Source organism: Capnocytophaga sputigena (genome assembly GCF_900446695.1).
Lineage (GTDB): Bacteria > Bacteroidota > Bacteroidia > Flavobacteriales > Flavobacteriaceae > Capnocytophaga > Capnocytophaga sputigena.
The window spans coordinates 85,726-111,166 of sequence record NZ_UAVP01000008.1; the positions used below are offsets into that span (position 1 = coordinate 85,726).

At 38.6% G+C, this 25,441-nt stretch carries 39 protein-coding genes; 5 read left to right on the top strand and 34 right to left on the bottom strand.

From position 1 onward, the window contains the following. Positions 1-7: 7 nt before the first annotated feature. Positions 8-1,816: a DUF262 domain-containing protein gene (locus DR017_RS06780; protein ID WP_002679331.1), complete on the top strand. Its 1,809-nt coding sequence runs from the start codon at positions 8-10 to the stop codon at positions 1,814-1,816. 750 nt (positions 1,817-2,566) lie between these two features. Here the strand turns inward: DR017_RS06780 and DR017_RS06785 are convergent. From DR017_RS06785 to rpsL, 34 genes are all read right to left on the bottom strand, one after another. Next, positions 2,567-3,820 (bottom strand): hemolysin family protein, encoded by a 1,254-nt coding sequence (locus DR017_RS06785; protein ID WP_002679469.1) that lies wholly within the window; start codon positions 3,818-3,820, stop codon positions 2,567-2,569. Between the two features lie 57 nt (positions 3,821-3,877). Then, positions 3,878-4,546, bottom strand: a complete 669-nt coding sequence (locus DR017_RS06790; protein WP_002679443.1) for a YceI family protein — start codon at positions 4,544-4,546, stop codon at positions 3,878-3,880. Between the two features lie 133 nt (positions 4,547-4,679). Beyond that, a complete protein-coding gene (gene rplQ, locus DR017_RS06795) occupies positions 4,680-5,171 on the bottom strand; it encodes a 50S ribosomal protein L17 (RefSeq protein WP_002679266.1) in 492 nt (163 codons plus the stop codon). A gap of 31 nt (positions 5,172-5,202) precedes the next feature. Further along, positions 5,203-6,195 (bottom strand): DNA-directed RNA polymerase subunit alpha, encoded by a 993-nt coding sequence (locus tag DR017_RS06800; protein ID WP_002679221.1) that lies wholly within the window; start codon positions 6,193-6,195, stop codon positions 5,203-5,205. A gap of 26 nt (positions 6,196-6,221) precedes the next feature. Next, a complete protein-coding gene (gene rpsD, locus DR017_RS06805) occupies positions 6,222-6,827 on the bottom strand; it encodes a 30S ribosomal protein S4 (RefSeq protein WP_002679534.1) in 606 nt (201 codons plus the stop codon). A gap of 83 nt (positions 6,828-6,910) precedes the next feature. Next, entirely contained in the window at positions 6,911-7,312 is a 402-nt protein-coding gene (gene rpsK, locus DR017_RS06810; protein WP_002679512.1) for a 30S ribosomal protein S11, read from the bottom strand. 13 nt (positions 7,313-7,325) lie between these two features. After that, the gene (gene rpsM / locus DR017_RS06815) at positions 7,326-7,700 is read right to left on the bottom strand and encodes a 30S ribosomal protein S13 (RefSeq protein ID WP_002679429.1); all 375 of its coding nucleotides are present in this window, start codon (positions 7,698-7,700) and stop codon (positions 7,326-7,328) included. 2 nt (positions 7,701-7,702) lie between these two features. Beyond that, positions 7,703-7,819, bottom strand: a complete 117-nt coding sequence (ykgO, locus tag DR017_RS06820) for a type B 50S ribosomal protein L36 (protein ID WP_002676536.1) — start codon at positions 7,817-7,819, stop codon at positions 7,703-7,705. 274 nt (positions 7,820-8,093) lie between these two features. Continuing rightward, positions 8,094-8,309, bottom strand: coding sequence for a translation initiation factor IF-1 (gene infA, locus DR017_RS06825; RefSeq protein WP_002675066.1), 216 nt, complete (start codon positions 8,307-8,309; stop codon positions 8,094-8,096). 9 nt (positions 8,310-8,318) lie between these two features. After that, positions 8,319-9,662: a preprotein translocase subunit SecY gene (gene secY, locus DR017_RS06830; protein WP_002679405.1), complete on the bottom strand. Its 1,344-nt coding sequence runs from the start codon at positions 9,660-9,662 to the stop codon at positions 8,319-8,321. Between the two features lie 10 nt (positions 9,663-9,672). Beyond that, complete coding sequence (gene rplO / locus DR017_RS06835) at positions 9,673-10,125, bottom strand: 50S ribosomal protein L15 (RefSeq protein ID WP_002679513.1); 453 nt, start codon at positions 10,123-10,125, stop codon at positions 9,673-9,675. Between the two features lie 17 nt (positions 10,126-10,142). Beyond that, entirely contained in the window at positions 10,143-10,325 is a 183-nt protein-coding gene (gene rpmD / locus DR017_RS06840) for a 50S ribosomal protein L30 (protein WP_002679387.1), read from the bottom strand. Positions 10,326-10,336: 11 nt separating this feature from the next. Then, positions 10,337-10,861 (bottom strand): 30S ribosomal protein S5, encoded by a 525-nt coding sequence (gene rpsE, locus DR017_RS06845; RefSeq protein ID WP_002679388.1) that lies wholly within the window; start codon positions 10,859-10,861, stop codon positions 10,337-10,339. 5 nt (positions 10,862-10,866) lie between these two features. Further along, the gene (gene rplR, locus DR017_RS06850) at positions 10,867-11,223 is read right to left on the bottom strand and encodes a 50S ribosomal protein L18 (RefSeq protein WP_002679484.1); all 357 of its coding nucleotides are present in this window, start codon (positions 11,221-11,223) and stop codon (positions 10,867-10,869) included. A gap of 11 nt (positions 11,224-11,234) precedes the next feature. Then, entirely contained in the window at positions 11,235-11,777 is a 543-nt protein-coding gene (gene rplF, locus DR017_RS06855) for a 50S ribosomal protein L6 (RefSeq protein ID WP_002679470.1), read from the bottom strand. Between the two features lie 21 nt (positions 11,778-11,798). Then, positions 11,799-12,197, bottom strand: a complete 399-nt coding sequence (rpsH, locus tag DR017_RS06860) for a 30S ribosomal protein S8 (RefSeq protein WP_002675052.1) — start codon at positions 12,195-12,197, stop codon at positions 11,799-11,801. Between the two features lie 21 nt (positions 12,198-12,218). After that, the gene (gene rpsN, locus DR017_RS06865) at positions 12,219-12,488 is read right to left on the bottom strand and encodes a 30S ribosomal protein S14 (RefSeq protein WP_002675050.1); all 270 of its coding nucleotides are present in this window, start codon (positions 12,486-12,488) and stop codon (positions 12,219-12,221) included. A 4-nt stretch (positions 12,489-12,492) separates the two neighbouring features. After that, the gene (gene rplE / locus DR017_RS06870; protein ID WP_002679281.1) at positions 12,493-13,044 is read right to left on the bottom strand and encodes a 50S ribosomal protein L5; all 552 of its coding nucleotides are present in this window, start codon (positions 13,042-13,044) and stop codon (positions 12,493-12,495) included. A 1-nt stretch (position 13,045) separates the two neighbouring features. Then, positions 13,046-13,360, bottom strand: coding sequence for a 50S ribosomal protein L24 (rplX, locus tag DR017_RS06875; RefSeq protein ID WP_081450867.1), 315 nt, complete (start codon positions 13,358-13,360; stop codon positions 13,046-13,048). A gap of 15 nt (positions 13,361-13,375) precedes the next feature. Beyond that, entirely contained in the window at positions 13,376-13,744 is a 369-nt protein-coding gene (rplN, locus tag DR017_RS06880; protein ID WP_002675043.1) for a 50S ribosomal protein L14, read from the bottom strand. Positions 13,745-13,746: 2 nt separating this feature from the next. Then, positions 13,747-14,004: a 30S ribosomal protein S17 gene (gene rpsQ / locus DR017_RS06885; RefSeq protein WP_002675041.1), complete on the bottom strand. Its 258-nt coding sequence runs from the start codon at positions 14,002-14,004 to the stop codon at positions 13,747-13,749. A 14-nt stretch (positions 14,005-14,018) separates the two neighbouring features. Next, positions 14,019-14,210 carry a 50S ribosomal protein L29 gene (rpmC, locus tag DR017_RS06890; protein WP_002675028.1) on the bottom strand — a complete coding sequence of 64 codons (192 nt, stop codon included), beginning with the start codon at positions 14,208-14,210 and terminating at the stop codon, positions 14,019-14,021. A 10-nt stretch (positions 14,211-14,220) separates the two neighbouring features. Continuing rightward, positions 14,221-14,640: a 50S ribosomal protein L16 gene (gene rplP / locus DR017_RS06895; protein WP_002679503.1), complete on the bottom strand. Its 420-nt coding sequence runs from the start codon at positions 14,638-14,640 to the stop codon at positions 14,221-14,223. A 20-nt stretch (positions 14,641-14,660) separates the two neighbouring features. Further along, positions 14,661-15,401, bottom strand: a complete 741-nt coding sequence (gene rpsC, locus DR017_RS06900) for a 30S ribosomal protein S3 (RefSeq protein ID WP_002679516.1) — start codon at positions 15,399-15,401, stop codon at positions 14,661-14,663. 8 nt (positions 15,402-15,409) lie between these two features. Continuing rightward, the gene (rplV, locus tag DR017_RS06905) at positions 15,410-15,820 is read right to left on the bottom strand and encodes a 50S ribosomal protein L22 (RefSeq protein ID WP_002679352.1); all 411 of its coding nucleotides are present in this window, start codon (positions 15,818-15,820) and stop codon (positions 15,410-15,412) included. A gap of 8 nt (positions 15,821-15,828) precedes the next feature. Then, complete coding sequence (rpsS, locus tag DR017_RS06910; protein WP_002675018.1) at positions 15,829-16,107, bottom strand: 30S ribosomal protein S19; 279 nt, start codon at positions 16,105-16,107, stop codon at positions 15,829-15,831. A gap of 11 nt (positions 16,108-16,118) precedes the next feature. Next, positions 16,119-16,946, bottom strand: a complete 828-nt coding sequence (gene rplB / locus DR017_RS06915) for a 50S ribosomal protein L2 (RefSeq protein WP_002675016.1) — start codon at positions 16,944-16,946, stop codon at positions 16,119-16,121. Between the two features lie 21 nt (positions 16,947-16,967). Further along, positions 16,968-17,255: a 50S ribosomal protein L23 gene (gene rplW / locus DR017_RS06920; protein WP_002679350.1), complete on the bottom strand. Its 288-nt coding sequence runs from the start codon at positions 17,253-17,255 to the stop codon at positions 16,968-16,970. A 7-nt stretch (positions 17,256-17,262) separates the two neighbouring features. Continuing rightward, positions 17,263-17,892 carry a 50S ribosomal protein L4 gene (rplD, locus tag DR017_RS06925; protein WP_002679296.1) on the bottom strand — a complete coding sequence of 210 codons (630 nt, stop codon included), beginning with the start codon at positions 17,890-17,892 and terminating at the stop codon, positions 17,263-17,265. Further along, on the bottom strand, positions 17,892-18,509 hold the full coding sequence (gene rplC, locus DR017_RS06930) for a 50S ribosomal protein L3 (protein ID WP_002675012.1): 618 nt from the start codon (positions 18,507-18,509) through the stop codon (positions 17,892-17,894). Before rplC ends, rplD begins: the two co-directional genes overlap by 1 nt. 167 nt (positions 18,510-18,676) lie before the next feature. Next, positions 18,677-18,988, bottom strand: a complete 312-nt coding sequence (gene rpsJ / locus DR017_RS06935) for a 30S ribosomal protein S10 (protein WP_002679460.1) — start codon at positions 18,986-18,988, stop codon at positions 18,677-18,679. Positions 18,989-19,000: 12 nt separating this feature from the next. Then, positions 19,001-21,121 carry an elongation factor G gene (gene fusA, locus DR017_RS06940; protein ID WP_002679399.1) on the bottom strand — a complete coding sequence of 707 codons (2,121 nt, stop codon included), beginning with the start codon at positions 21,119-21,121 and terminating at the stop codon, positions 19,001-19,003. A gap of 8 nt (positions 21,122-21,129) precedes the next feature. Then, entirely contained in the window at positions 21,130-21,606 is a 477-nt protein-coding gene (gene rpsG / locus DR017_RS06945; protein WP_002679527.1) for a 30S ribosomal protein S7, read from the bottom strand. Positions 21,607-21,638: 32 nt separating this feature from the next. Next, positions 21,639-22,052 carry a 30S ribosomal protein S12 gene (gene rpsL, locus DR017_RS06950; protein ID WP_002679283.1) on the bottom strand — a complete coding sequence of 138 codons (414 nt, stop codon included), beginning with the start codon at positions 22,050-22,052 and terminating at the stop codon, positions 21,639-21,641. 738 nt (positions 22,053-22,790) lie between these two features. Between rpsL and DR017_RS06955 the strand changes: the two genes are divergently transcribed. The 4 genes from DR017_RS06955 (at position 22,791) to DR017_RS06970 (ending at position 25,438) form a co-directional block, all read left to right on the top strand. Further along, the gene (locus DR017_RS06955) at positions 22,791-23,942 is read left to right on the top strand and encodes a hypothetical protein (RefSeq protein ID WP_002679280.1); all 1,152 of its coding nucleotides are present in this window, start codon (positions 22,791-22,793) and stop codon (positions 23,940-23,942) included. 13 nt (positions 23,943-23,955) lie between these two features. Next, positions 23,956-24,156 carry a helix-turn-helix transcriptional regulator gene (locus DR017_RS06960; protein WP_040361220.1) on the top strand — a complete coding sequence of 67 codons (201 nt, stop codon included), beginning with the start codon at positions 23,956-23,958 and terminating at the stop codon, positions 24,154-24,156. Positions 24,157-24,267: 111 nt separating this feature from the next. Beyond that, positions 24,268-24,927 (top strand): transmembrane-type terpene cyclase, encoded by a 660-nt coding sequence (locus DR017_RS06965; RefSeq protein WP_002679243.1) that lies wholly within the window; start codon positions 24,268-24,270, stop codon positions 24,925-24,927. 13 nt (positions 24,928-24,940) lie between these two features. After that, the gene (locus tag DR017_RS06970; protein WP_002679313.1) at positions 24,941-25,438 is read left to right on the top strand and encodes a hypothetical protein; all 498 of its coding nucleotides are present in this window, start codon (positions 24,941-24,943) and stop codon (positions 25,436-25,438) included. Positions 25,439-25,441 lie beyond the last annotated feature (3 nt).

Here is a 25,441-nt window from a genome sequence, read left to right on the forward strand (position 1 = left end):
TAAATATATGGCAGTAAAATCAAATGACACTAATCTTTCTGAATTGCTTAAGACAGTAGGCAACGGGAAAAGCCAATTACCCGACTTTCAACGCAGTTGGGTATGGGATGATATGAGAATTTGCAAACTCATAGAAAGTTTAACTTCCGATTTCCCTATGGGAGCAGCAATGTTTCTTGATTATAGTGCAGATACAGGTATAAAATTCAAGTATCGTTTATTTGAGGGGGTAGACAAGCAATACGAGAGTGTAGTGCCCGATTCATTGGTTTTGGATGGACAACAGCGTCTCACTACTCTCTACCAAGTGTTTATGAGTAAAAATCCTGTTGTTACAAGAATGGATACAGATAAAGATAGTACCATCAAGCGATACTATTATATTGATATAGAGAAAGCAATTAACCCAGAAATAGACCGATTAGATGCTATTATATCAATATCTGAGGATAAAATTAAGACAGAAAATATAGGACGAGAAATCATTCTTGATTTGCGTACAAGAGAAGATGAGTATAAGAACCTGATGTTTCCTCTTAACCTAACCTTTTCAGACACTATGGATTGGATATGGGGATTAATCACTTATAATAAAGAGGCAATGCCTATTGTTCAAAAGTTTCAGCAAGAAATTTTGGAACCTTTGAAGAAATATACATTCCCTGTTATTACCCTTGCCAAAGATACTACTCCAGAGGCTGTATGCCAAATCTTTGAGAATGTAAATACAGGTGGTGTTACACTCACAGTATTCGAGCTTGTTACTGCAAAATTTGCTGCAATGGGCAGTAAAAATCTAAGAGAGGAGTGGAATACGCTAAAAACAGATTTCAACAAGAGAAACGACAAATTACTTAAAGACCTTTCAGGACCAAATTTTCTTACCTCAATGACTCTCCTTTTATCATACTTAAAAATGAAAAAAGGAGTGCGACAAACAGTATCTTGTAAGAAAAAGGATGTGTTAAAGTTAGAATATGATGATTTTTTCACCCATCTTGAAGATTTGAAGCAGGGTTTCACTTGTGCCGCTAATTTTATGGTTCAACAAGGAATCTACAAATCAATAGACATTCCCTATAGTACTCAGCTCATTCCACTTGCAGCCATTTTTGCATACGATAATTTGAATGGCAAAAAACTAAGTTTAATGCAAAATTTAGATTTATTAGCTAAGTGGTTTTGGTGTGGTGTTTTTGGTGAACTTTATGGCAGTGCCAATGAAACTAGATTTGCCCAAGATATAGTAGGAATCTTTGAATGGATGGAGAATGAGAATGCTGTGCCTGAAACCGTTACAAGAGCAACTTTTGATGCTACCCGGTTATTATGGTTGCAAACTCGCAACAGTGCTGCATACAAAGGTGTTATGGCTTTAATCAACAAGCAACACCCTAAAGATTTTATGAGTGGACAAGATATGGAAATTGCTAATTATCTCTTAGAACTTACGGATATTCATCATATTTTCCCACAAGCATATTGCACAAAGGAAAATCTGCCACAAAGAAAATGGAACTCTGTAATAAATAAGACACCCATCTACGCTACAACCAATCGTTCAATAGGTGGTAAAGCTCCAAGTCTTTATATTCAGACCATTCGGAACAAAGGAGTTTCAGAAGATAAAATAGATTATGCTTTAGAATCCCATAATATAAACCCAACTTTACTTAAAATAGATAGTTTTGATGCCTTTATTGTAGATAGAGCAAAACGTCTGCTCAATCTAATTGAAAAGGCTATGGGCAAAGCTGTCTCTGGAAGAGAAAGTAATTCAACAATTCAACATTTTGGGGAAGCTCTAACTGAATAGTTATAAACAAGTTTGAACTATTTTTTTAAAGATATAATTCCTCTCTCAGTGCTATTTTACTACAATTATTGCTAAAAAATTAGGGGTAACCGTAGATTTTTAAGAGAAGAAGTATGAGCTAACAACGTGTAAAATGAGAAAGTTATACAAAATTCTTGTGTAGCGCATATACAAAAAGTGTTAAAATCAGTTTTTGGCACGAGGCATCAAAACTTTATTTAACACTGATAATAAGCAACTTATATGTAAAACAGATAGACTTTTCATTTTTGGCACGCTATTTTCTATATAGTAAGTGTAAGTTTGACAGACGGGATGTTAGTAAAACTTGCAAGTGCATCATAAATCATAATAAATGATTATACTGAAAATTGCTTGAAAAAACTGAATTAAACAAATTACTGAAAAATTGCTATAAGAAACATTGTTAGATAAAGATTATTTCATTGAAAACAAGATTTTGAGAAACAGAGATTGCTAATATGTTAATCAAAATTGCTTACTATAAGAAACATCATTAAAGCAAAATTTGAAAAAAATTAAATTACTGAAAAAGATCATTTATTAAGCTATTTATAGACAAAATTTTATGAGAAAAACAAATACTTTTAAGTTCATAAAATTTTTTATAAGCTTAAAAGTATTAATTTTGGAGTTAGTAGTAGTATTTATATGCATTGTGAAAAAAGGCTCTTCCGAAAGGGAGAGTCTTTTTTTCATTAGCACATTCAACTAATTATCAATTAACAATTATTCGTTGTTCACTACAAGTCTTACGGTCTCTATTTTGGTTTGAGAACAAGCTTCTATAACAAAAGAAAATGGGGGAATTTGTATGAGCTCACCTTGGGTGGGGATACCCTCGTTGTGAAGTACTATAAAGCCGCCTAAAGTCTCGTATTCTTCACTTTCAGGAATTTCTAAGTGATAGGTTTCATTGAGGTATTCTACCTCCAAACGAGCTGAAAATAGGTATTCAGTTTCTGATAGTTGTTCTTCTATAAATTTATCTTTATCGTGTTCGTCTTCAATTTCGCCAAAGAGTTCTTCTACAATATCCTCTAAGGTTACAATCCCCGAGGTACCGCCATACTCATCGAGTACTACCGCCATACTTTTGCGTTTGCGGGTAAGAATATTCAACACTTCGTTTATTTGAATAGTTTCAGGAATATTTACAATAGGAATAAGCACCTCTTTGATATTTTTGGGTTTCTTGAACATATCAAATGAGTGGACATAACCCAAAATATCATCTATATTTTCGTTGTATATCAATATTTTGGAGAAGCCCGAAGAGACAAAAGTAGCAATCAGATTTTCTATAGACTCATTGAGTTCTACAGCTACTATTTCGGTACGTGGTATCATTATCTCACGCGCTTTTACTCCCGAAAACTCTAAAGCGTTCTGGAACATCTGCACTTCACTATCCATTTCCTCTTTTTTAGGCACATTTTCGAGCTGTTCGGAGATGTAGTCTACTAATTCTACTTTAGTAAACGAAAGAGGCACGTAATCCCCTTTTGTTTTGAAGAATACTCGCAATACAAAATCGGAAATCCACATCACCAAACTTGAAAGCGGGTAGAACAACAAGTAGAAAAAGTAAGCAGGAATAGCAAACAGTTTCAACAACTGATTGGCGTAAATCTGGAAGAATACTTTAGGCATAAACTCTGCCGTGATGAGGATAATAAGAGTGGAAATGATAGTATGCCAAAGCACATTTTGGAAGAAATCGGGTAGAAGGGCGGTCATTACTTTGCCCATTTCAAACCCATAGACTACTAAGGCAACATTATTGCCCACGAGCATAGTAGCCAACAGTTTAGAAGGCTTTCGGGTGAGTTTAGTAAGGACATTTGCTATCACACCCTCTTGTTTTTTAAGGATTTCTAAGTGTACTTTGTTAGACGATACGTAGGCTATTTCAAAGCCCGAAAAAAAGGCTGAAAGTACCAGCGTAGTAAGGATAATAATTATAGAAATAGGTTCAACCATAAGAATAATAGAAAAAGGCAGTTGCTACCAACTGCCTTTTATTTATGAAAAGAATTTTTACTTGGTAGCCTTAGCTTTTACTACTAACTCTACATCATCGTTGATGAATTTGTCTTTCAAATCATCAAACACTGATTTAGAACCGTAGTTTACTCCAAAATCTACACGATTGATTTTGAAGGGTTGAGAAACGATGCTCACTTCGTTATCGGTAATAGTAACAGTAGCAGGGAAAGACACTTCTTTAGTTTTACCTTTGATAGTAAGGTCGCCAGTAAGGTTTTTACCATCAAATTTTTTGAATACGAAAGAAGCTGTAGGGAAATCTTTCACATTGAAGAAGTGGTCTACCTTTTCAGGATCAGTACCTTTAAGGTGAGCTTCGAGGTCTTCTTTACCTTTGCCAGCTTGAAGGTCAAGCACTGTAATTGTATTCATATCCAATATAAATTCGGCTTTGGTAATAGCACCATTCTCCACATTTACACCACCTTTAGTAACATTCACAGTACCATTGTGTTTTCCTGCAGGTTTACTACCTACCCATTCTACTACTGAAGTAGGATCAACTGAGTAAGCAAAAGCAGGAGCTTGAACAGCTTCAGGAGCAGTTGCTTGCTCGGTAGTAGGGGTAGTTGTTTCAGCATTTTGCTGAGTGTTTGTGTTATTGCAACTCACAAGTGCAACGCTTGCTATAACAGCTAAGCTCAAAACGATTTTTTTCATTAATGATTCTTATTTTAAGTTATTAATTGGGCAAAAGTATGAAATATATTTTATTCTGCCAAATTTATTTAGGAAACAAAAAGAGGCTTGCCGTGGCAAACCTCTTTATTTTTATTAACTTTAACAACTGTAATTATTCAGCTGCTTCAGCTTTAACTTCAGATTTTACTTCTGCTTTTGCTTCAGTTGCAGTTTCTTCAGTTGCTTTTTTTCTACCACGACGAGTAGTTTTCTTTTTAGCTGCTTTATTAGCTACGTTGTAAGTAGTGTTATAGTCTACGAACTCAATCATAGCCATTTCGGCGTTATCGCCTAAACGATTTCCTAATTTGATGATACGAGTGTATCCACCTGGGCGGTCGCCTACTTTTACTGCTACTCCTTTGAAGAGTTCGGTTACAGCGTATTTGTTGCGCAATTTACTAAAAGCGATACGACGATTGTGAGTAGTATCTTCTTTAGATTTAGTTACCAATGGCTCTACAAAAAGTTTTAGAGCTTTTGCTTTTGCCAAGGTAGTATTGATGCGTTTATGCTCGATAAGAGAGCAAGCCATATTGGCGAGCATTGAATTTCTATGAGCAGATTTTCTTCCTAAATGATTAATTTTATTTCCGTGTCTCATTTTTCCTTAGTTAAAATATCGCAAGAGCGAGTTAATCTTTATCCAATTTATACTTTGAGGTATCCATACCGAACACCAAACCTTTGTTAGCCACTAATTCGTCGAGCTCGATGAGAGATTTTTTACCAAAGTTTCTAAATTTCATCAAATCGGCTTTGTTGAATGACACTAAGTCACCTAATGTTTCTACTTCAGCGGCTTTCAAGCAGTTGAGAGCGCGCACTGAAAGGTCCATATCTACCAATTTAGTTTTGAGTAACTGACGCATGTGCAATGATTCTTCATCGTAAGCATCGGTTTGAGCTACTTCATCGGCTTCGAGGGTAATTCTCTCATCGGAGAATAGCATAAAGTGGTGGATAAGTGTTTTAGCGGCTTCAGTAAGGGCTTGTTTAGGGTGGATGGAACCGTCGGTTTTAATTTCGAAGACTAATTTTTCGTAGTCAGTTTTTTGTTCAACACGATAATTTTCAATGGTGTATTTCACGTTTTTGATAGGAGTAAAGATTGAATCGGTAGCAATCACTCCTATAGCGGCGTTTGGTTTTGCGTTTTCTTCGGCAGATACGTAACCACGACCTTTTTCAATGGTAATTTCCATTGTAAAAGATGCAGAAGTTTCCATATTGCAAATTACCAAATCGGGGTTTAGCACTTGAAAACCTGAAAGAGTTTTTTGAAAATCACCGGCAGTCAATTGTTTTTTACCAGAAACAGTAATGGTAGCTGTTTCATCTTCTACGTCTTCCACTTGGCGTTTGAAGCGAACTTGTTTCAAGTTGAGAATGATTTCGGTTACATCTTCTCTCACGCCTGGTATAGTAGAAAATTCGTGGTCTACTTTATCAAATTTCACAGAGGTAATAGCGAAACCTTCGAGAGAAGAGAGCATAACTCTGCGCAATGCGTTACCTATAGTTAAACCATATCCTGGTTCCAAAGGGCGAAATTCAAATCGCCCTTCGAAATCAGATGATTCAATCATTATAACTTTATCTGGTTTTTGAAAGTTAAATAATGCCATATTTTGACTGCTGTCTTTTTTATTTATTATTTAGAGTACAACTCTACGATTAACTGTTCTTTAATATTTTCAGGAATCTGAATACGTTGAGGTACAGCTACGAAAGTACCTTCTAATTTTTCAGGGTTCCAAGTGATCCATTCGTATACGGTGCTGTGAGCAGCCAATGAATTTTCGATCACGCTTAAAGATTTTGATTTTTCGCGAACGCCTACTACATCACCAGGTTTAAGGGAATAAGAAGGGATGTTTACGATGTTACCGTTCACAGTGATGTGGCGGTGAGACACCAATTGACGGGCGGCGCTACGAGTAGGTGCGATACCCATACGGTATACGACGTTGTCTAAGCGAGATTCGCAAAGTTGAAGAAGCACCTCACCGGTGATGTGTTTACTTCTTTTAGCTTTTTCATATAGGTTATGGAATTGTTTTTCGAGGATTCCATAAGTATATTTAGCTTTTTGTTTTTCTTGTAGCTGGATGGCGTATTCAGAGCGTTTTGCTCTACGGCGAGCCAAGCCGTGTTGTCCGGGAGGATAGTTTTTTCTTTCAAAAGATTTATCATCTCCGAAGATAGCTTCACCAAATTTACGAGCTATTTTAGTTTTTGGTCCTGTATATCTTGCCATTTTGAATTGTTTAAAATGAAAGGCAGTTATGAATTAAGGCATTCCTTCGATAACAACTCACCTTTCTTAAATGTTATTAAAAATTATACTCTACGTTTTTTAGGAGGGCGGCATCCGTTGTGAGGAAGAGGAGTAACGTCGATAATTTCAGTTACTTCGATACCAGCGTTGTGGATAGTACGGATAGCAGATTCTCTACCGTTACCTGGTCCTTTTACGTATACTTTTACTTTTTTAAGACCTGCGTCGAAAGCTACTTTTGCTGCATCTTCTGCTGCTACTTGGGCTGCATAAGGGGTATTTTTCTTAGAACCTCTAAAGCCCATTTTACCTGCTGACGACCAAGCAATTACATCTCCTTTTTTGTTGGTAAGAGAAATGATAACGTTGTTGAAAGTAGCTGAAACGTGAGCTTCGCCTACGGACTCAACGACTACTTTTCTCTTTTTAGAGACTTTTGCATTTTTTGCATTTTGTTTTGCCATACTCTACTACTTATTATTTAGTTGCTTTTTTCTTGTTCGCAACAGTTTTTCTTTTACCTTTTCTTGTACGAGAATTGTTTTTAGTTTTTTGTCCGCGCAAAGGTAATCCGTTACGGTGGCGGATACCGCGGTAGCAACCGATGTCCATCAAACGTTTGATGTTTAATTGGATTTCGGAGCGCAATTCTCCTTCAATTTTATAAGACGCAACAATTTCGCGAATGCGGCTGATTTCGTCATCATTCCATTCGCTTACTTTAGTGTCTTCGTTTACTTGAGCTCTACTTAAGATTTCTTTAGCTCTACTTTTTCCGATACCAAAAATGTAGGTTAAACCAATAACCCCTCTTTTGTTTTTTGGTAAGTCAATACCTGCAATTCGTGCCATAATTATCCTTGTCGTTGTTTAAATTTAGGATTTTTCTTGTTAATTACGTACAATCGTCCTTTTCTGCGCACAATGATGCACTCGGAACTTCTTTTTTTAATTGATGCTCTAACTTTCATTTTGTTTTGTTTATATCAATAGAGTGCGCAAAACTACAATTTTTTTTTGTAATAGCCACATTTTTAGTGTACAAAAATTTCATTTTGCATTTAATTCACTCGTTTTTGAGCGTAAATTTTATATTCAACAAATTGAATACAAACGTTTTACGCTAAAATACCACAAATAAAAAATTCTTATTTTATGATTGTAATTTCTCACAGATATAACTAAAATGGTTTTATCTGTGAGAAATTATCAACCAAAATATTGGAAGAATTCTCTTAATTAAAACTAATAACGGTAGGTGATGCGAGCTTTGCTTAGGTCGTAAGGGCTCATTTCGAGTTTTACTTTATCGCCTGGGAGTAGTTTGATGTAGTGCATACGCATTTTTCCTGAGATGTGTGCAATCACTACGTGTCCATTGTCTAACTCCACTCTGAACATTGCATTAGACAGTGCTTCTACAATAGTTCCGTCCTGTTCAATTGCTGCTTGTTTAGCCATAAATTTTAATTAAGATACTTTTCTATTTTTACCTGTTTTCATCAAACCATCATAATGGCGATTGAGCAGATATGAATTTACTTGTTGCATAGTATCAATAGCAACCCCTACTAAGATGAGTAGTGAGGTACCTCCGTAGAACAATGCCCATTGGTCTTGCATACCAATAATTTTGAGCAGTGATGGGAAGATAGCTACCAAGGCTATACATATAGAACCAGGGAATGTGATGAGCGACATAATTTTATCTAAATAGTCGCCTGTTTCTTTACCTGGGCGTATACCTGGGATGAAACCTCCGCTGCGTTTTAGGTCATCGGCCATTTTATTGGTAGGTACTGTGATTGCAGTATAGAAATACGTGAATAGTATAATCATAGCTGCGAATAGCAGATTGTACCAAAAACCGAAGACATTAGAGAAGGCTGCTTGAACGCTTTTAGCAAATTCGGATTGTGATAATCCGGCTACAGTGGCTGGAATGAACATCAGGGCTTGAGCGAAGATGATAGGCATTACCCCTGCAGCGTTGAGTTTTAAAGGAATGTATTGACGAGCGCCAAATATATTTTTCTCGTTAGCGACTCCTCCGTCGGCTGTTCTACGGGCGTACTGTACTGGGATTTGTCGTACTGCTTTGATCAGGTAGATACATAGCAGGATGATGACGAACCAAAGGATTATCTCGATTAGGATTAAAAGAGGTCCTCCAGTACCGGTAAGTCTAGAAGCGGTTTCGGAGAGGAATGCGCGAGGGAGGCGTGCGATGATACCTACCATAATGAGTAGGGAGATACCGTTACCAATTCCTTTATCGGTGATTTTTTCACCTAACCACATTGCGAAAATAGTTCCTGTTACTAAGATAAGCACCGCTGGTACTATAAAAGAGAGTCCCTTGCCTAAAAGGAAGGCAGCATCAGGGACTCCTAATCTATTGATACCGTATAGGTATACGGGTGCTTGTACAATACATATTGCAATAGTAAGCCATCGAGTGATTTGGTTTATCTTTCGGCGTCCGCTTTCACCTTCTTTTTGTAGTTTTTGGAGATAAGGAATAGCGATTCCCATCAACTGAACGACGATAGAAGCTGAGATGTAGGGCATAATCCCGAGGGCGAATACTGAGGCATTAGAGAAAGCGCCACCAGTAAAAGCGTTGAGGATGTCGAGGAGACCACCGCCAGAGGTTTTAGTAGACAACTCGTGCAATTGAGCGGAGTCGATACCAGGGAGGACGATGTGAGCTCCGAAGCGATAAACTAACAAAATTCCGAGAGTTAAAATGATTCTATTTTTTAACTCTTCAATTTTCCAAATATTGGTCAGGTTCTCGATAAACTTCTTCATAAATTGAATATTACAAGGTTACTGCTTCGCCACCAGCAGCTTCGATAGCGGCTTTAGCACTTGCAGTAAACTTATGAACAGATATTTTTAGTTTAGATTTTAGTTCGCCACCGCCTAGTATTTTGACTAAGTCAGATTTTTTAGCTAGGTTTAGTTGAACTAAGGTTTCGAGGTCGACTTTATCAGTAATTTTGCCGTTATCAACGAGTTCTTGGATGCGACCCAAGTTGATACCGACGTATTCTTTACGGTTAAAGTTTTTGAAACCGAATTTTGGTACGCGTCGTTGTAGGGGCATTTGACCACCTTCGAAGCCAATCTTATTAGAAAAGCCAGAACGAGATTTAGCTCCTTTGTGACCGCGGGTAGAAGTTCCTCCTTTACCAGAACCTTGACCGCGACCTACGCGCTTCCCTTCTCTGTGAATTGAACCCTGTGCGGGTTGTAAATTACTCAAGTTCATAACTTTGTATAAAAATATTATTTAACTTCTTCTACAGAAATTAAGTGTTTTACCTTATTGATCATACCAAGGATGCTTGGTGTAGCGTCGTGTTCGACAGTTCTACCGATACGAGTAAGACCTAATGCTTCGAGAGTAAGTTTTTGGTCTTTAGGGCGTTTGATGCTACTTTTAATTTGAGTTACTTTAATTTTTGCCATAGCTATATAAATTAACCTTTAAACAATTTTTCTAAAGAGATGCCACGTTGAGCAGCGACAGTTTTAGCGCTACGCAATTGTAATAAAGCGTCGAAAGTAGCTTTCACCACGTTGTGAGGGTTAGAAGAGCCTTGAGATTTAGAGAGTACGTTATGGATACCTACAGATTCCAAAACGGCACGTACTGCACCACCAGCAATAACTCCAGTACCATCGGTAGCGGGTTGTAGGAATACACGGGCACCGCCGTATTTTCCTTTTTGTTCGTGAGGCAAGGTAGTACCGTTGAGGGGGATACGCACTAAGTTTTTCTTAGCGTCTTCCACAGCTTTAGCGATAGCTTCGGAAACCTCTTTAGATTTACCTAAACCGTGACCTACGACTCCGTTTTCGTCGCCAACTACAACGATAGCGGAGAAACCGAAAGCGCGACCACCTTTAGTTACTTTAGTAACACGTTGTACACCTACCAAACGGTCTTTCAATTCCAAACCACTTGGTTTTACATATTCTACATTTTTATATTTCTGATACATAGTTATTAGAATTTAAGTCCGCCTTCTCGAGCACCGTCGGCTAATGATTTTACACGTCCGTGGTAAAGGTAGCCTCCGCGGTCGAAGGATACTTTTTCGATACCTTGTTTCAAAGCTTTTTCAGCAATAGCTTTACCGACCAATGCTGCTTTTTCAGTTTTAGTACCTTTGGCGGCACTAATTTCTTTATCGCGTGAAGATGCAGCCAACAGGGTAGTACCTTTAGTATCGTCTATGATTTGGACATAGATTTCGTTATTACTTCTGAAAACAGCCAAACGAGGTTGTTCAGCAGTACCTTTTACTACTTTTCTGATTCTGCTTTTAATACGTTGTCTTCTTTCTATTCTTGATAATGCCATTGTTCTAACTATTAAGCTGATTTACCTGCTTTTCTTCTCAACACTTCGCCTACGAATTTAACGCCTTTACCTTTGTAAGGTTCAGGTTTACGGAAGCTACGGATTTTAGCCGCTACTTGACCGAGTAGTTGTTTGTCGTGAGAAGTTAATTTAATGATAGGGTTTTTACCTTTCTCGTTGATTGTCTCGAGTTTAATTTCGCTTGGCAATTCGAGAATGATGTTGTGAGAGAAACCAAGGGCTAAGTCTAGCTTTTGACCTTGGTTAGCTGCACGGTATCCAACCCCTACTAACTCTAATTCTTTAGTGAAACCTTCAGAGACACCTACGACCATATTGTGTACTAAGGCACGGTATAGTCCGTGTTTAGCGTTTTGGTCTTTGGTAGTATCTGTAGTTTCAAACACTAAATGTCCATCTTCTTGCTTTACAGCAATGTCTTTAACCTCTTGGGTTAATTCGCCTAATTTCCCCTTTACGGTTACGACGTTATCTTTGATAGTAACGGTAACTCCTGCGGGAATATTGATGGGTGCTTTACCTATTCTTGACATTGTTTATTGTCTTTTTATTGATTAGTAAACGTAACAAATTACCTCTCCACCGATATTGAGTTCTCTAGCTTTTTTACCTGTCATCACGCCTTGTGATGTAGAGATAATAGCGATACCCAATCCGTTTAATACTCGAGGTAGGTTATCAGCGCCAGCGTACTTTCTCAGACCTGGTCGGCTGGCTCTTTCAATATGCCTAATAACGGGTTCTTTGGTTACTTTGTCGTATTTCAAAGCTATTTTGATGGTACCTTGTACGGTAGAGTCATCGAATTTATAGCTAAGGATGAACCCTTGGTCAAAAAGGATTTTAGTAATTTCCTTTTTGAGTTTAGAGGCTGGGATCTCAACGACTCTGTGACCAGCGCTATTAGCATTTCTAATTCTTGTTAAATAATCTGCGATAGGATCTGTATACATAAATTTTGTCCTTTTAAATTATTACCAACTTGCTTTTTTTACACCAGGAATTAATCCTTTGTTTGCCATTTCGCGGAATAACACACGTGAAATTCCAAAAGTGCGCATATACCCTTTAGGGCGACCAGTAAGTTTGCAACGGTTGTGCAGACGCACTGGAGAAGCATTTTTAGGGATTAGCTGAAGTGCTTCATAATCACCAGCTTCTTTTAGAGCTTTGCGTTTAGCAGCGTATTTAGCTACTAACTTTTGACGTTTCACCTCGCGGGCTTTCATTGATTCTTTAGCCATATACTTAGTTCTTTTTAAAAGGTAATCCTAATTCGCTTAATAATGATTTAGCTTCTTTATCAGTGTGAGCTGAAGTAACGAAGGTAATATCCATACCTGCGATCTTGTTGATTTTATCAATGTCGATTTCAGGGAATATGATTTGTTCGGTAACGCCTAAGTTGTAGTTACCTCTACCATCGAAGCCATTTGCTTTCACGCCTTGGAAGTCTCTTACACGAGGAAGAGCTGTAGTGATAAGGCGGTCTAAGAACTCATACATTCTTTCTCCACGAAGGGTAACTTTGGCACCGATAGCCATACCTTTACGGAGTTTGAAAGAAGCTACGTCCTTTTTAGAATAAGTGGCAACAGCTTTCTGACCAGTAATTTTGGTAAGTTCGTCTACAGCATAGTCGATTTGTTTTTTATCGGCTACTGCAGAACCAACACCGCGGCTCACAACTATTTTTTCAAGTTTAGGAACCTGCATTACATTTTTATAGCCAAATTCTTCTTTTAGAGCCGCAACGATGCGCTCTTTGTATTCTTGTTTTAATCTAGGTACGTAAGCCATATTATATTACTACATTAGATTTTTTAGAAATTCGCACTTTTTTGCCGTCGCGTACTTCGATACCTACACGAGTAGTTTTTTTCGTTTTAGGGTCGATGAGTGCGAGGTTAGAAATGTGAATAGATGCTTCTTTTTCTACGATTCCACCTTGAGGGTTTTGAGCGTTAGGTTTGGTGTGTTTTTTGACCAAGTTTAGCCCCTCAACAATCGCTCTGTTCTTCTCGCGATCTACACGTAATACTTTGCCTTCTTTACCTTTTTCTTCTCCAGCAATTATTTTTACGGTATCTCCAGTTTTAATTTTTAGTTTCATCATTTACTTTATTAAAAATTAAAGCACTTCTGGTGCTAATGAAACGATCTTCATAAATTGTTTATCACGAAGTTCTCTCGCTACGGGTCCGAATACACGGGTACCTCTCATTTCACCAGCTGCGTTCAAGAGAACGCAAGCGTTTTCATCAAATCGGATATAAGAACCATCGGCACGGCGTACTTCTTTTTTAGTTCTTACTACCACCGCTGTAGAAACTTGTCCTTTTTTTACGTTTCCGTTAGGAGTAGCTTCTTTAACGGTAACTACAATCTTATCGCCTACTGAGGCATATCTGCGCTTGGTACCACCGAGTACACGGATAGTAAGCACTTCTTTAGCGCCAGTATTATCGGCTACTTTTAGTCTTGATTCTTGTTGTACCATAATTACTTAGCTCTTTCAATGATTTCTACTAATCTCCAGCATTTGGTTTTGCTCAATGGACGTGTTTCCATTATACGCACAGTATCACCAATGTTGCAATCGTTTTTTTCGTCGTGCGCAACATATTTTTTAGTGCGCAACACGAACTTACCATACATAGGGTGTTTTACACGTTTCACTTCTGAAACTACGATAGATTTATCCATTTTGTTGCTTGTAACAACCCCTATTCTTTCTTTTCTTAAATTTCTTTTTTCCATAAGGCAGGTTCGAATTATTGTAATTCTCGTTTAGTTAGCTCACAAGCCAATCTCGCGATAGTTCTTCTTACGTTACGTAATTGAATTGGTTTTTCCAATGACGAAATTGCGTGTGCCATTTTCAAATCTGCATACGATTTCTTAAACTCACCAAGCTTTTCTTGTAGCTCAGTTATTGTCAATTTGTTAATTTCAGACTGTTTCATTGTTCTTTAATTAATTTTGATAATCTCTTGCTACAACGAATTTTGTTTTTACGGGTAGCTTTTGAGCTGCGAGGCGTAGCGCTTCTTTAGCTACGTCGAGCGGCACGCCGCCTACCTCAAACATTATTCTTCCTGGTTTTACTACGGCTGCCCAGTATTCTACGGCACCTTTACCTTTACCCATACGTACTTCCAAAGGCTTTTTGGTAATAGGTTTATCTGGGAAGATTTTGATCCAAAGTTGACCTTCACGTTTCATATAACGGGTAGCAGCTACACGAGCTGACTCGATTTGGCGAGAAGTGATGAATGCTGAATCTAACGATTTAATTCCGAAAGTACCATTAGAAAGGAGCGCACCGCGGTGAGCTACGCCTTTCATTCTGCCTTTTTGTTGTTTACGATATTTCGTTCTTTTTGGCTGTAACATCTTTCTTGTTCTTTAAAAAATTACTTTTTGCGACGCGCTCTTTTGGGTGCACCAGCAGGCTTGTCAGTTGATTTACCAGAGAAATTTCCGCCAGTGGCTTTTTTAGTCATACCTACAAGTGGGGAGAGTTCTCTTTTACCATAGATTTCGCCTTTCATAATCCACACTTTGATGCCCATACGGCCATAAGTAGTGTGAGCTTCGTCAATAGCGTAATCGATATCAGCTCTAAAGGTTGAAAGAGGGATACGACCTTCTTTAAAGCTTTCGGAACGTGCCATTTCGGCTCCATTCAAACGACCTGAAATCATTACCTTGATACCTTCAGCGTTCATACGCATAGCTGAAGCGATAGCCATTTTGATAGCGCGTTTGTAAGAAACACGACCTTCGATTTGGCGAGCGATGCTTGCTGCAACGAGAGCTGCGTCGAGCTCAGGGCGTTTGATTTCAAAAATGTTGATTTGGATGTCTTTACCGGTGATTTTCTTAAGTTCTTCTTTCAACTTGTCTACCTCCTGACCGCCTTTACCGATGATGATACCAGGGCGAGCGGTGGTGATAGTAACGGTTACAAGTTTGAAAGTACGTTCGATAATCACGTGAGCAACACTAGCTTTAGATAAACGAGCGAGAACATATTTTCTGATTTTGTCGTCTTCAGCGAGTTTATCTCCGTAATCATTGCCTCCATACCAGTTAGACTCCCATCCTCTGATAATTCCTAGGCGATTTCCGATTGGATTTGTCTTTTGTCCCATAGTTTATCTTAGCTTTCTGTGTTAAAATTTTTAGCTCCAAGCACCAAAGTTATGTGGTTAGAGCGTTTTCTAATTCTGTGTGCTCTTCCTTGTGGGGCTGGGCGTAAGCGTTTAAGGATAGCGCCACCGTCCACGCGGATTTCTTTGATGAATACTCCTGCTTCTTCCAAGTTAGCGTCCTCGTTTTTAGCTTGCCAGTTAGCGATAGCTGAACGCAACAATTTTTCTAAACGAGCTGCTGCTTCTTTTTGGTTGAATTTCAAAATAGCCAAGGCTTTGTCTACTTGCTGTCCACGAACTAAATCCGCTACTAGGCGCATTTTTCGGGGAGAAGTAGGGCAGTTATTTAACTTCGCGAAAGCCAAGCTTTTTTTAGCTTCTTTTATTTCGTCTGCTTTTAATTTTTTTCTAACTCCCATAGCCTTAATTATTTTTTACCTTTATTTTTTGCACCTGCGTGTCCACGGAAGGAACGGGTAGGTGAAAATTCTCCTAATTTATGTCCCACCATATTTTCAGTGATGTATACAGGGACAAACTGACGACCGTTGTGAACTGCAATAGTTTGGCCAACGAAGTCTGGAGTAATCATAGAAGCGCGTGACCAAGTTTTGATAACGTTTTTCTTACCAGACTGTATATTTTGTTGGATTTTCTTTTCCAAGCTATAGTGAACGTAAGGTCCTTTTTTTAATGAACGTGCCATTTGTTAGTCTCTTATTTTTTTCTGCGTTCTACAATATACTTATTACTTGCTTTGGTTTTAGAACGAGTTCTATAACCTTTTGCTGGGATACCTTTACGTGAGCGTGGGTGACCACCGGTAGCACGACCTTCACCACCACCCATTGGGTGATCGACAGGGTTCATAACTACTGCACGGGTACGAGGACGGCGTCCTAACCAGCGTGAGCGACCTGCTTTACCTGAAAGTACCAATTGGTGATCGGAGTTTGATACGGCTCCTATGGTTGCGAGACAAGTGAGGAGGATCATACGGGTTTCACCTGAAGGTAGCTTTACAGTAGCATACTTACCATCTTTTGCCATTAGTTGAGCAAAAGTTCCTGCAGAACGAGCGATGTTAGCTCCTTGTCCAGGGCGCAATTCAATACAAGAAATTACAGTACCGAGAGGGATTTGAGAGAGCGGCATTGCGTTACCGATTTCAGGGGCGATGTTTTCTTGACCTGAAACGATTACTTGATCTACTTTCAAACCAGCGGGAGCGATGATGTAACGCTTTTCACCGTCGGTGTATTGAACGAGAGCAATAAACGCTGTTCTGTTAGGGTCGTACTCGATAGAAACTACTTTGGCGTCTACGCCGAATTTGTTTCGTTTGAAGTCGATGATACGGTACTTTTTCTTATGACCACCACCAATGTAACGCATGGTCATTTTTCCTTGATTGTTTCTACCACCGGTCTTTTTCAACGGAACGAGCAAGCTCTTTTCCGGCTTATCAGTAGTAATGGTGTCGAATTCGTTTACTACTCTAAAACGCTGACCGGGGGTAATCGGTTTTAATTTTCTAACTGACATTTTTGTCTATTTGTTAAATACTTATATATTACTATAAAAATCTATAGTTCCATCTTCTACTTGCACAACTGCTTTTTTCACTGCGTTAGTTTTAGCGATTTGCAAGCCTGTTTTTGTATAACGAGTAGATCGTTTAGGACCGTAGTTAAGGGTACGTACGGATTTTACTTTAACGCCATAAGTAGCTTCAACTTCATTTTTGATTTGAATCTTGTTAGCGTCCTTAGCTACTACGAAAGTATAGCAGTTTCTTAACTCGCTATTTTCGGTTGCTTTTTCTGTATTTACAGGTTTAATTAATACGCTCATTTTCTTCTTATTTTGTTAAAATTGACTCTAAAACTGCTACTGAGCTCTCAGTAAGTACTACATTTGAAGCGTTCACCAATTGGTAAGTGTTTAACTCTGAAGCAGTTACTACGCTTGAAGTAGGTACATTACGAGAGGACAAATATACGTTATTATTTGTATTTGGCAACACAAAAATTGATTTTTTATTTTCTAAGCCCAAAGATTTTACAACAGCTGTGAAATCTTTAGTTTTTGGAGCGTCGAAATTTAAATCTTCAACTACAACGAGGGCTTGGTTTTGCACTTTAGCGCTGAGGGCAGAACGGCGAGCCAAGCGTTTTACGTTTTTAGTAAGTTTTTGTGTATAGTCTTTAGGACGAGGACCGAATATGCGTCCGCCACCCACAAATACAGGAGATTTTACGCTACCTGCACGAGCTGTACCAGTACCTTTTTGTTTTTTGATTTTGCGAGTACTTCCAGCCACTTCGTTTCTTTCTTTAGCCTTGTGAGTACCTTGACGTTTGTTAGCTAAATAGCGTTTAACATCTAAGTATACTACGTGATTGTTAGGCTCGATACCGAACACAGCATCAGAAAGGGTTACCTTTCTACCTGTTTCTTTTCCTTGTATGTTTAATACTGCTACTTCCATTATTTGTGAATAGTTACGTAAGCATTTTTGTGACCTGGGATACAACCTTTTACTACTAAAAGATTTTTCTCAGCAACCACTTTCAATACTTTCAAGTTTTGTACTGTTACCTTTTCAGCTCCCATACGTCCAGCCATACGCATACCTTTGAATACGCGAGAAGGGTAAGACGAAGCACCTACTGAACCTGGTGCTCTGAGGCGGTTGTGCTGACCGTGAGTAGTTTGACCTACTCCGCCAAAACCGTGGCGACGTACCACCCCTTGGAAACCTTTACCTTTAGAAACGCCTGTGATATCCACAAACTCACCTTCGGTGAAGAAATCTACGGTGATAGTATCACCTAATTTGTAATTGTCTTCAAAACCTTGGAATTCAACAACTTTTTTCTTTACAGAAGTACCTGCTTTTTTGAAGTGACCAAGCTCTGCTTTGGTAGCACGTTTTTCTGCTTTGTCATCGAAACCAAGTTGAAGAGCATCATAGCCATCAACCTCTTTGGTTCTGACTTGGGTAACTACGCAAGGACCTGCTTCGATGATGGTACAAGGAATATTTTTTCCGTTCTCATCAAAAATGCTGGTCATTCCTACTTTTTTTCCGATTAACCCAGACATAAAATTAAATATTAAATTAGTTATTAGTTTTTTTTTGAATCGACAATTAAGTTTTGCCAATTATTATAATGTTCCAGGGTCAAAAAATGCCTTAGGCTTTTTAACCCTGAATCATTTTTATCCGTTTTTCCCTAACCCGCAGTTTCGGGACATTTTAGTAAAGTTACTTAAACTTTGATATCTACGTCTACACCACTTGGTAATTCCAATTTCATCAAAGCGTCGATAGTTTTAGATGAAGAGCTGTAGATGTCGAGGAGACGTTTGTGAGAGCTCAATTGGAATTGCTCACGAGCTTTTTTGTTTACGTGAGGAGAGCGCAATACAGTAAATATTTTTTTGTGGGTAGGTAGAGGAATAGGTCCTACTACTACAGCACCGGCTGCTTTTACTGTTTTTACGATTTTCTCAGCAGATTTATCTACCAAGTTGTGGTCGTAAGATTTTAACTTTATTCTTATTTTTTGTTGATTACTCATTTGCTTAATAATTTAGTTGCCTTTGGCTTTTTTAATTACTTCGTCTGCAATGTTAGATGGAGCTTCGGCGTAGTGAGAGAACTCCATTGTAGAAGTTGCACGACCAGATGAAAGGGTTCTAAGGGTAGTTACATAACCGAACATTTCGGATAGAGGCACGAATGCTTTTACTACTTTAGCACCATTACGGTCGCTCATATCGTTTACTTGACCACGGCGGCGGTTCAAGTCGCCTACGATATCACCCATATTTTCTTCTGGAGTAATAACTTCCAATTTCATAATAGGCTCCATCAATACGGCTTTTGCGGCACGAGCAGCTTCTTTGTAACCTAATTTGGCAGCCAACTCGAATGACAATGAATCTGAATCGACAGGGTGGAATGAACCATCAATAAGGGTAATTTTCATTGCGTCCATTTCGAATCCAGCTAAAGGTCCGTTTTTCATTGCTTCTTTGAAACCTTTTTCTACTGATGGTACATATTCTTTAGGGATGTTACCACCTTTGATTTCGTTTACAAATTCGAGACCTACTTTACCTTCTTCGGCTGGTTCCATACGGAATACGATATCAGCAAACTTACCACGACCACCTGTTTGTTTTTTGTAGACTTCGCGGTGATCTGCTTTACCAGTGATAGCCTCTTTGTATTCAACTTGAGGTTCACCTTGGTTTACTTCCACTTTGAACTCACGTTTGAGACGATCGACAATGATATCCAAGTGTAACTCACCCATACCAGAGATGATAGTTTGACCAGAGGCTTGGTCGGTTTTTACTTGGAAGGTAGGGTCTTCTTCAGCAAGTTTAGCTAAAGCCATACCTAATTTATCAACGTCAGCTTTTGTTTTAGGTTCTACAGCGATACCGATTACTGGATCGGGGAATACCATACTTTCGAGAACGATAGGGTATTTTTCATCGCAAAGAGTATCACCTGTTTTGATATCTTTAAAACCTACAGCAGCGCCTATATCACCAGCTTCGATGTATTCGATAGGATTTTGTTTATTAGCGTGCATTTGGTAGATACGAGAGATACGTTCTTTGCTGTTTGAACGGGTGTTCAATACGTAAGAACCTGCATCGAGGTGACCAGAATAAGCACGGAAGAATGCTAAACGACCTACATAAGGGTCAGTTGCGATTTTGAATGCCAAGGCTGAGAAAGGAGCATCAACAGCTGGTTTGCGGAGTGCTACTTCACCGGTATCGGGGTTAGTACCTTCGATAGCTTCTTTATCAAGTGGTGAAGGCAAGTAACGGCAAACAGCGTCGAGCATAAATTGTACTCCTTTGTTTTTGAATGATGAACCACATACCATAGGGATGATAGCCATATCCATTACGGCAGCGCGCAATGCTTTGTGGATTTCTTCCTCGGTGATAGAATGTTCATCTTCCATAAATTTTTCAAGAAGACCTTCGTCATAACCAGCTACTTCTTCGATCAATTGGGCACGGTATTTGGCTACATCTTCTTTCATATCTGCAGGGATTTCAACAACGTCGAAAGTAGAACCTGAGTTTTCTTCGTGCCATACGATGGCGCGGTTTTTAATCAAATCTACAACACCTTTGAAATCAGCTTCGTCACCGATAGGCAATACGATAGGCACAGCGTTAGATTTGAGCATATCTTTTACTTGGTTGCAAACATTGAGGAAGTTAGCACCTTGACGGTCCATTTTATTAACGAAGCCTATACGAGGTACTTTGTAGTTATCAGCCAAGCGCCAGTTAGTTTCAGATTGAGGTTCCACACCGTCTACGGCAGAGAAGAGGAATACTAATCCGTCGAGCACACGGAGAGAGCGGTTTACCTCAACGGTAAAATCCACGTGACCGGGAGTATCGATAATATTGAAGTGATACTCTTTAGCATCGGCAGTAGGTTTACCATTTTCGGTAGGGAAGTTCCATTTACAAGTGGTTGCAGCAGATTGGATAGTGATACCGCGTTCAGCTTCTTGTTCCATCCAGTCCATAGTAGATGCACCATCGTGAACTTCACCGATTTTGTGAGTTTTACCGGTATAGAAAAGTATACGTTCGGTAGTGGTGGTTTTACCAGCATCGATGTGAGCGGCAATACCTATGTTTCTTGTATATTTTAAATCTCTACTCATCGTGTTAATTAAAATCTAAAGTGTGAGAATGCTTTGTTAGCTTCAGCCATACGGTGCGTATCCATTTTTTTCTTCACGGCAGCACCTTCTTCTTTAGAGGCAGCAATAATTTCGGCAGCCAATTTCTGAGCCATAGATTTCTCGTTACGTTTACGAGCGTACCCGATGAGCCATTTCATAGCCATAGAGACTTTACGGTCTGGGCGAATTTGCATAGGGATTTGGAAGGTAGCACCCCCTACACGGCGAGAGCGAACTTCTACGTGAGGCATTACGTTGCTAAGAGCGTCTTTCCAAACTTCTAATGCCGACTTTTCGTCGTTATTTTTCTTTTGTTCTACGATATCAATAGCGTCGTAGAATACTTTAAAAGCCACTGATTTTTTACCGTCCCACATAAGGTTATTCACGAAGCGCGTAACCAATTGGTCGTTGAACTTAGGATCCGGTAAAAGGGGGCGTTTTTTAGCCTGTCTTTTTCTCATTTCTTTTCAGTTAAAAGATTTTGTGTGTTAAATTACTTTTTCTTACCTTTAGCTGGTGCGGCAGCGGCTTGTCCTGGTTTAGGGCGTTTAGCACCGTATTTAGAGCGACGTTGCGTTCTACCGGCAACACCGGCAGTATCAAGTGCACCACGCACGATGTGATATCTAACACCTGGTAAATCTTTTACCCTTCCGCCTCGTACCAATACTATCGAGTGCTCTTGGAGGTTGTGACCTTCACCTGGGATGTAAGCGTTCACCTCATTGCCATTAGTTAAACGAACACGAGCTACTTTACGCATAGCAGAGTTCGGTTTTTTAGGCGTAGTGGTGTACACACGTGTACATACACCGCGGCGTTGTGGGCACGAATCCAAAGCAACCGATTTACTCTTCTTGGTAATTCTGGTTCTTCCTTTTCGTACTAATTGTGAAATTGTTGGCATAATTTACAATACTATATATTTGTTTATTTGTTTACTTGAGTTTTAGGCTTTAATTATCCAAAGCGGGTGCAAAAGTACAATTATTTTTTAAAACTGCAAAACTATCTGAAAGATAAGAGGTAAGAAGGAGTTAGGGGTTAGGGGTTAGGGGTTAGACGTAGTAATTACTTATTATATATTGATTATCAATATATTACATATTCAATTTTTGTAGAAGTAATTATATTATAAGGAGTTATATGTTTTTAATTTTGTTACAAATATCACAAAAAAGTTGTTTTTTTAGATAAGAGATAAGAGGTAAGAGGTAAGAAAGCGTAAGGTGTTTAAAATGTTTTGTTTGTAGGAAGGACGTTTGCAGCACATACTCAGCTATCGCTGACTTTCCTACATAACATACTACAAAAGTAATTGATTATCAAAACTCCACAAATTTTTATTGATGGTGAATTATCAGGAGATTTGGATTTAAATGCCTACCCCCGTTCCCTCACATACTCCGCTCTCGCGGACTTTCCGAGAGGAAGGGGGCAATCCGCAAAAGTAACTTTTTTAATGAGAAAACTTCTAATATTTTCTACTATTGTGGAGTTTATTTCTGTAATTTATCAAAAAAAAATAAACCTATTATTTTAAATGCTAATAGCATTGTGAATTACGAATCTATTTGTTTTTGTTATTAGAAAGTATTACCTTTGCTTTTATTTCTTTATTATTACCCTAAATACAGATAAACAAATGCCAAAAACTTACGGAAAATTTACACTGTCTCTCACAGGAAAGGACAGTCACAAGGTGAATATTACGCCAGGACAAGGACGCTTTACTATAGCCCCTAAGACCTCGGGAGAGAAAGCAGATGCTTATGTAGATGCTGACACCCCTATACAATGGGAAGTTTTCAACGATTTTAAAGTGCCTGCAGGAGGCAACTGGCCTCGTGTGATGGACTATATGGGGAATGACACCCGCTTTATAAAATGGACTGAGCAGCGCGAAATGGAGAGCTTTGACTGGACTCTAATGGCTCCTGCAACAGTAGATTTCTCTAAAGCAAAGATTGAATATTTATCGGTAGACAATAATGATTATCCTCTTCATATTAAGCTCGGTAACAAGTGGCTGAAGGGGCTTAGTTTGGAAGGAAATCCGCATAAGATAACGCTTGAAGTGGTAGTTCCTTTGAAGAGTATCTCGTTTGATATCAGTACTGAAAAGAAGAATAATACCCCTGTGTTCTTGCCTAAATTTGAAGCGCTAAAAGACATTACTACTATCAATATAGATACACCGGTAGGGGGACAACCCTTTGACTGCAGTAGCTTGTTGCAGTTCAAAAAACTCAAGACTGTGAGATTGAATGGAAATATGTGTAATATGGAGGCTTTGGGTAAATTAAACCTTAGCGGTATTGAGGTGCGTTATTGCCCTGATATGACTGGATTACCCCCTTTGAGTACTTGGGCAGACTTCAGCTATTGTATTTTCTGGAATGTGGAAGAGGTAAGAGGTAAGGTACTGAGAAAAGAACTGAAAGAATTGGAGAAAACGCGAGGGTTGGGTGAATATGCTTCAGTCTCTAACTTGCACCCTAAGAGTTGGTTTGCTACAGAGTTCAACATTCCTTTTGCTTCGTGGGAAGGCAAGAATGGTAGAGAGGCAATGAAAGCCTATAAGGAAACCCTAAAAGCAGTAAAAAAAGCTAAAGACGAAAAAGAAGTTAGAAGCTTATTAGAGGGGCTTATCGCTGTTATCAATGGGTTGCCCAATATAGAAACCACTGAGCGAGAGGACACCTACGAAGCTGTATGTCAGCTAGCAGAAGTAGCACCTTTTGCTATTGAGGAAGAGAAAATAACGCAGTGGTTTGACAAGGCGAGAGAATTTTAATTAACCATTGAGAATTAGTATTCCTTCTTTTGTAAAGGAAAGACGTAAGCAGTTACGCCTTACGCAGCCTGAGTTGGCAATGCGAGCGGGAGTTGGGTTGCGCTTTGTACGCGAACTGGAGCAGGGTAAAAAAACCTTGCGTTTGGATAAAGTAAATCAAGTATTGGCTCTCTTTGGTGCCGAAGTAGGGGTCGTAAGTATTATTGAAGAATGAAACAAGTAGTAAGCATTACCTACTTGGCGACAGTGGATTGAGCGTAGTTTTCTTTCTGATTTTCAATACAATATTATTACTCATTTTTTAACATTTTTGAATAACTTCATCATGAATACAACATTATTTTTAGTAGCCCTTAGTGGTATTTGTTGGACAGTGGTCTATGTAGATGCTATCCGAATAGGTTTTAGAAATAAAACTTATGCTATTCCTTTTTGGGCATTAGCTTTAAACTTTGCTTGGGAATTGCTTTGCACTATAATTGGTTATCAAGAAATTGGAATCAATGACCAAATGATTGCTAATATTGTATGGTTATTTTGTGATGCCTTTATACTCATTACTTATTTCAAATATGGAAAATTATACTACCCTATAGTTGTCCAAAAATACTTTTATTTGAATGGAATCGTGATATTGTTTATTTCATTTGTAGTACAATATGCCTTTATCAGAGAATTTGGTTTAATAATGGGAAGTAGTTATTCTGCCTTTTTACAAAATCTATTAATGTCTATACTATTTATTGGTTGGGCATTAGACAATAATAGAATTTCTTCCCAGTCTATACTTATAGGTATATCTAAATGTATAGGTACATTAGCTCCCACTATATTATTTGGAATGATAGGCAGTGAACGTCTTGGAGGAGCTAATACCTTTTTATTATACATAGGATTGATAATTTTTGTGTTAGATATAGTGTATATTACTTGTATATTACTTATAAAAAGGAATACAAAATCCCGTACAATTGAAACCTATTAAAATCTTTCTTAATATGTCATATAACTTTAGCGAACTCGACACCCTTACTGATCGCCTTATAGATGAGGAAATAGGAACGTATGACCTGCCTTATTATATAGAACCACTACTTGAAGGTGCTACTCTTATAGATCTGCTCAAAGCTTATTTAAATGATGCCATTACCCATAAAAATGCCAGCCGTATAGAGTGTGCTATCATTCTTGCAGGAGCATTGGGTGAGGATAAAAAGCTGTTGTCACAATACGAAAAGTTGCTTTTGGAAGATTGGCATCACAGTCACGAAGATCTTGTGGATATCATTGAATCTTATGGTAATACCTCGAACGTTGCTACTTTACAGAAGGCTTTCAACCTCTACCTGCCTTATATGGCGTATAACCATCATTATTCTTTTCACCGCAAGCTACTCTACGCCATCTTAAAGTTAGCCCCTCAGCAATTTGTCCAAATACGCAAGGCTGTACAAGGCAAACTTTGTGCTACATTGAAAAAGGAATCGTTTAAATGATAA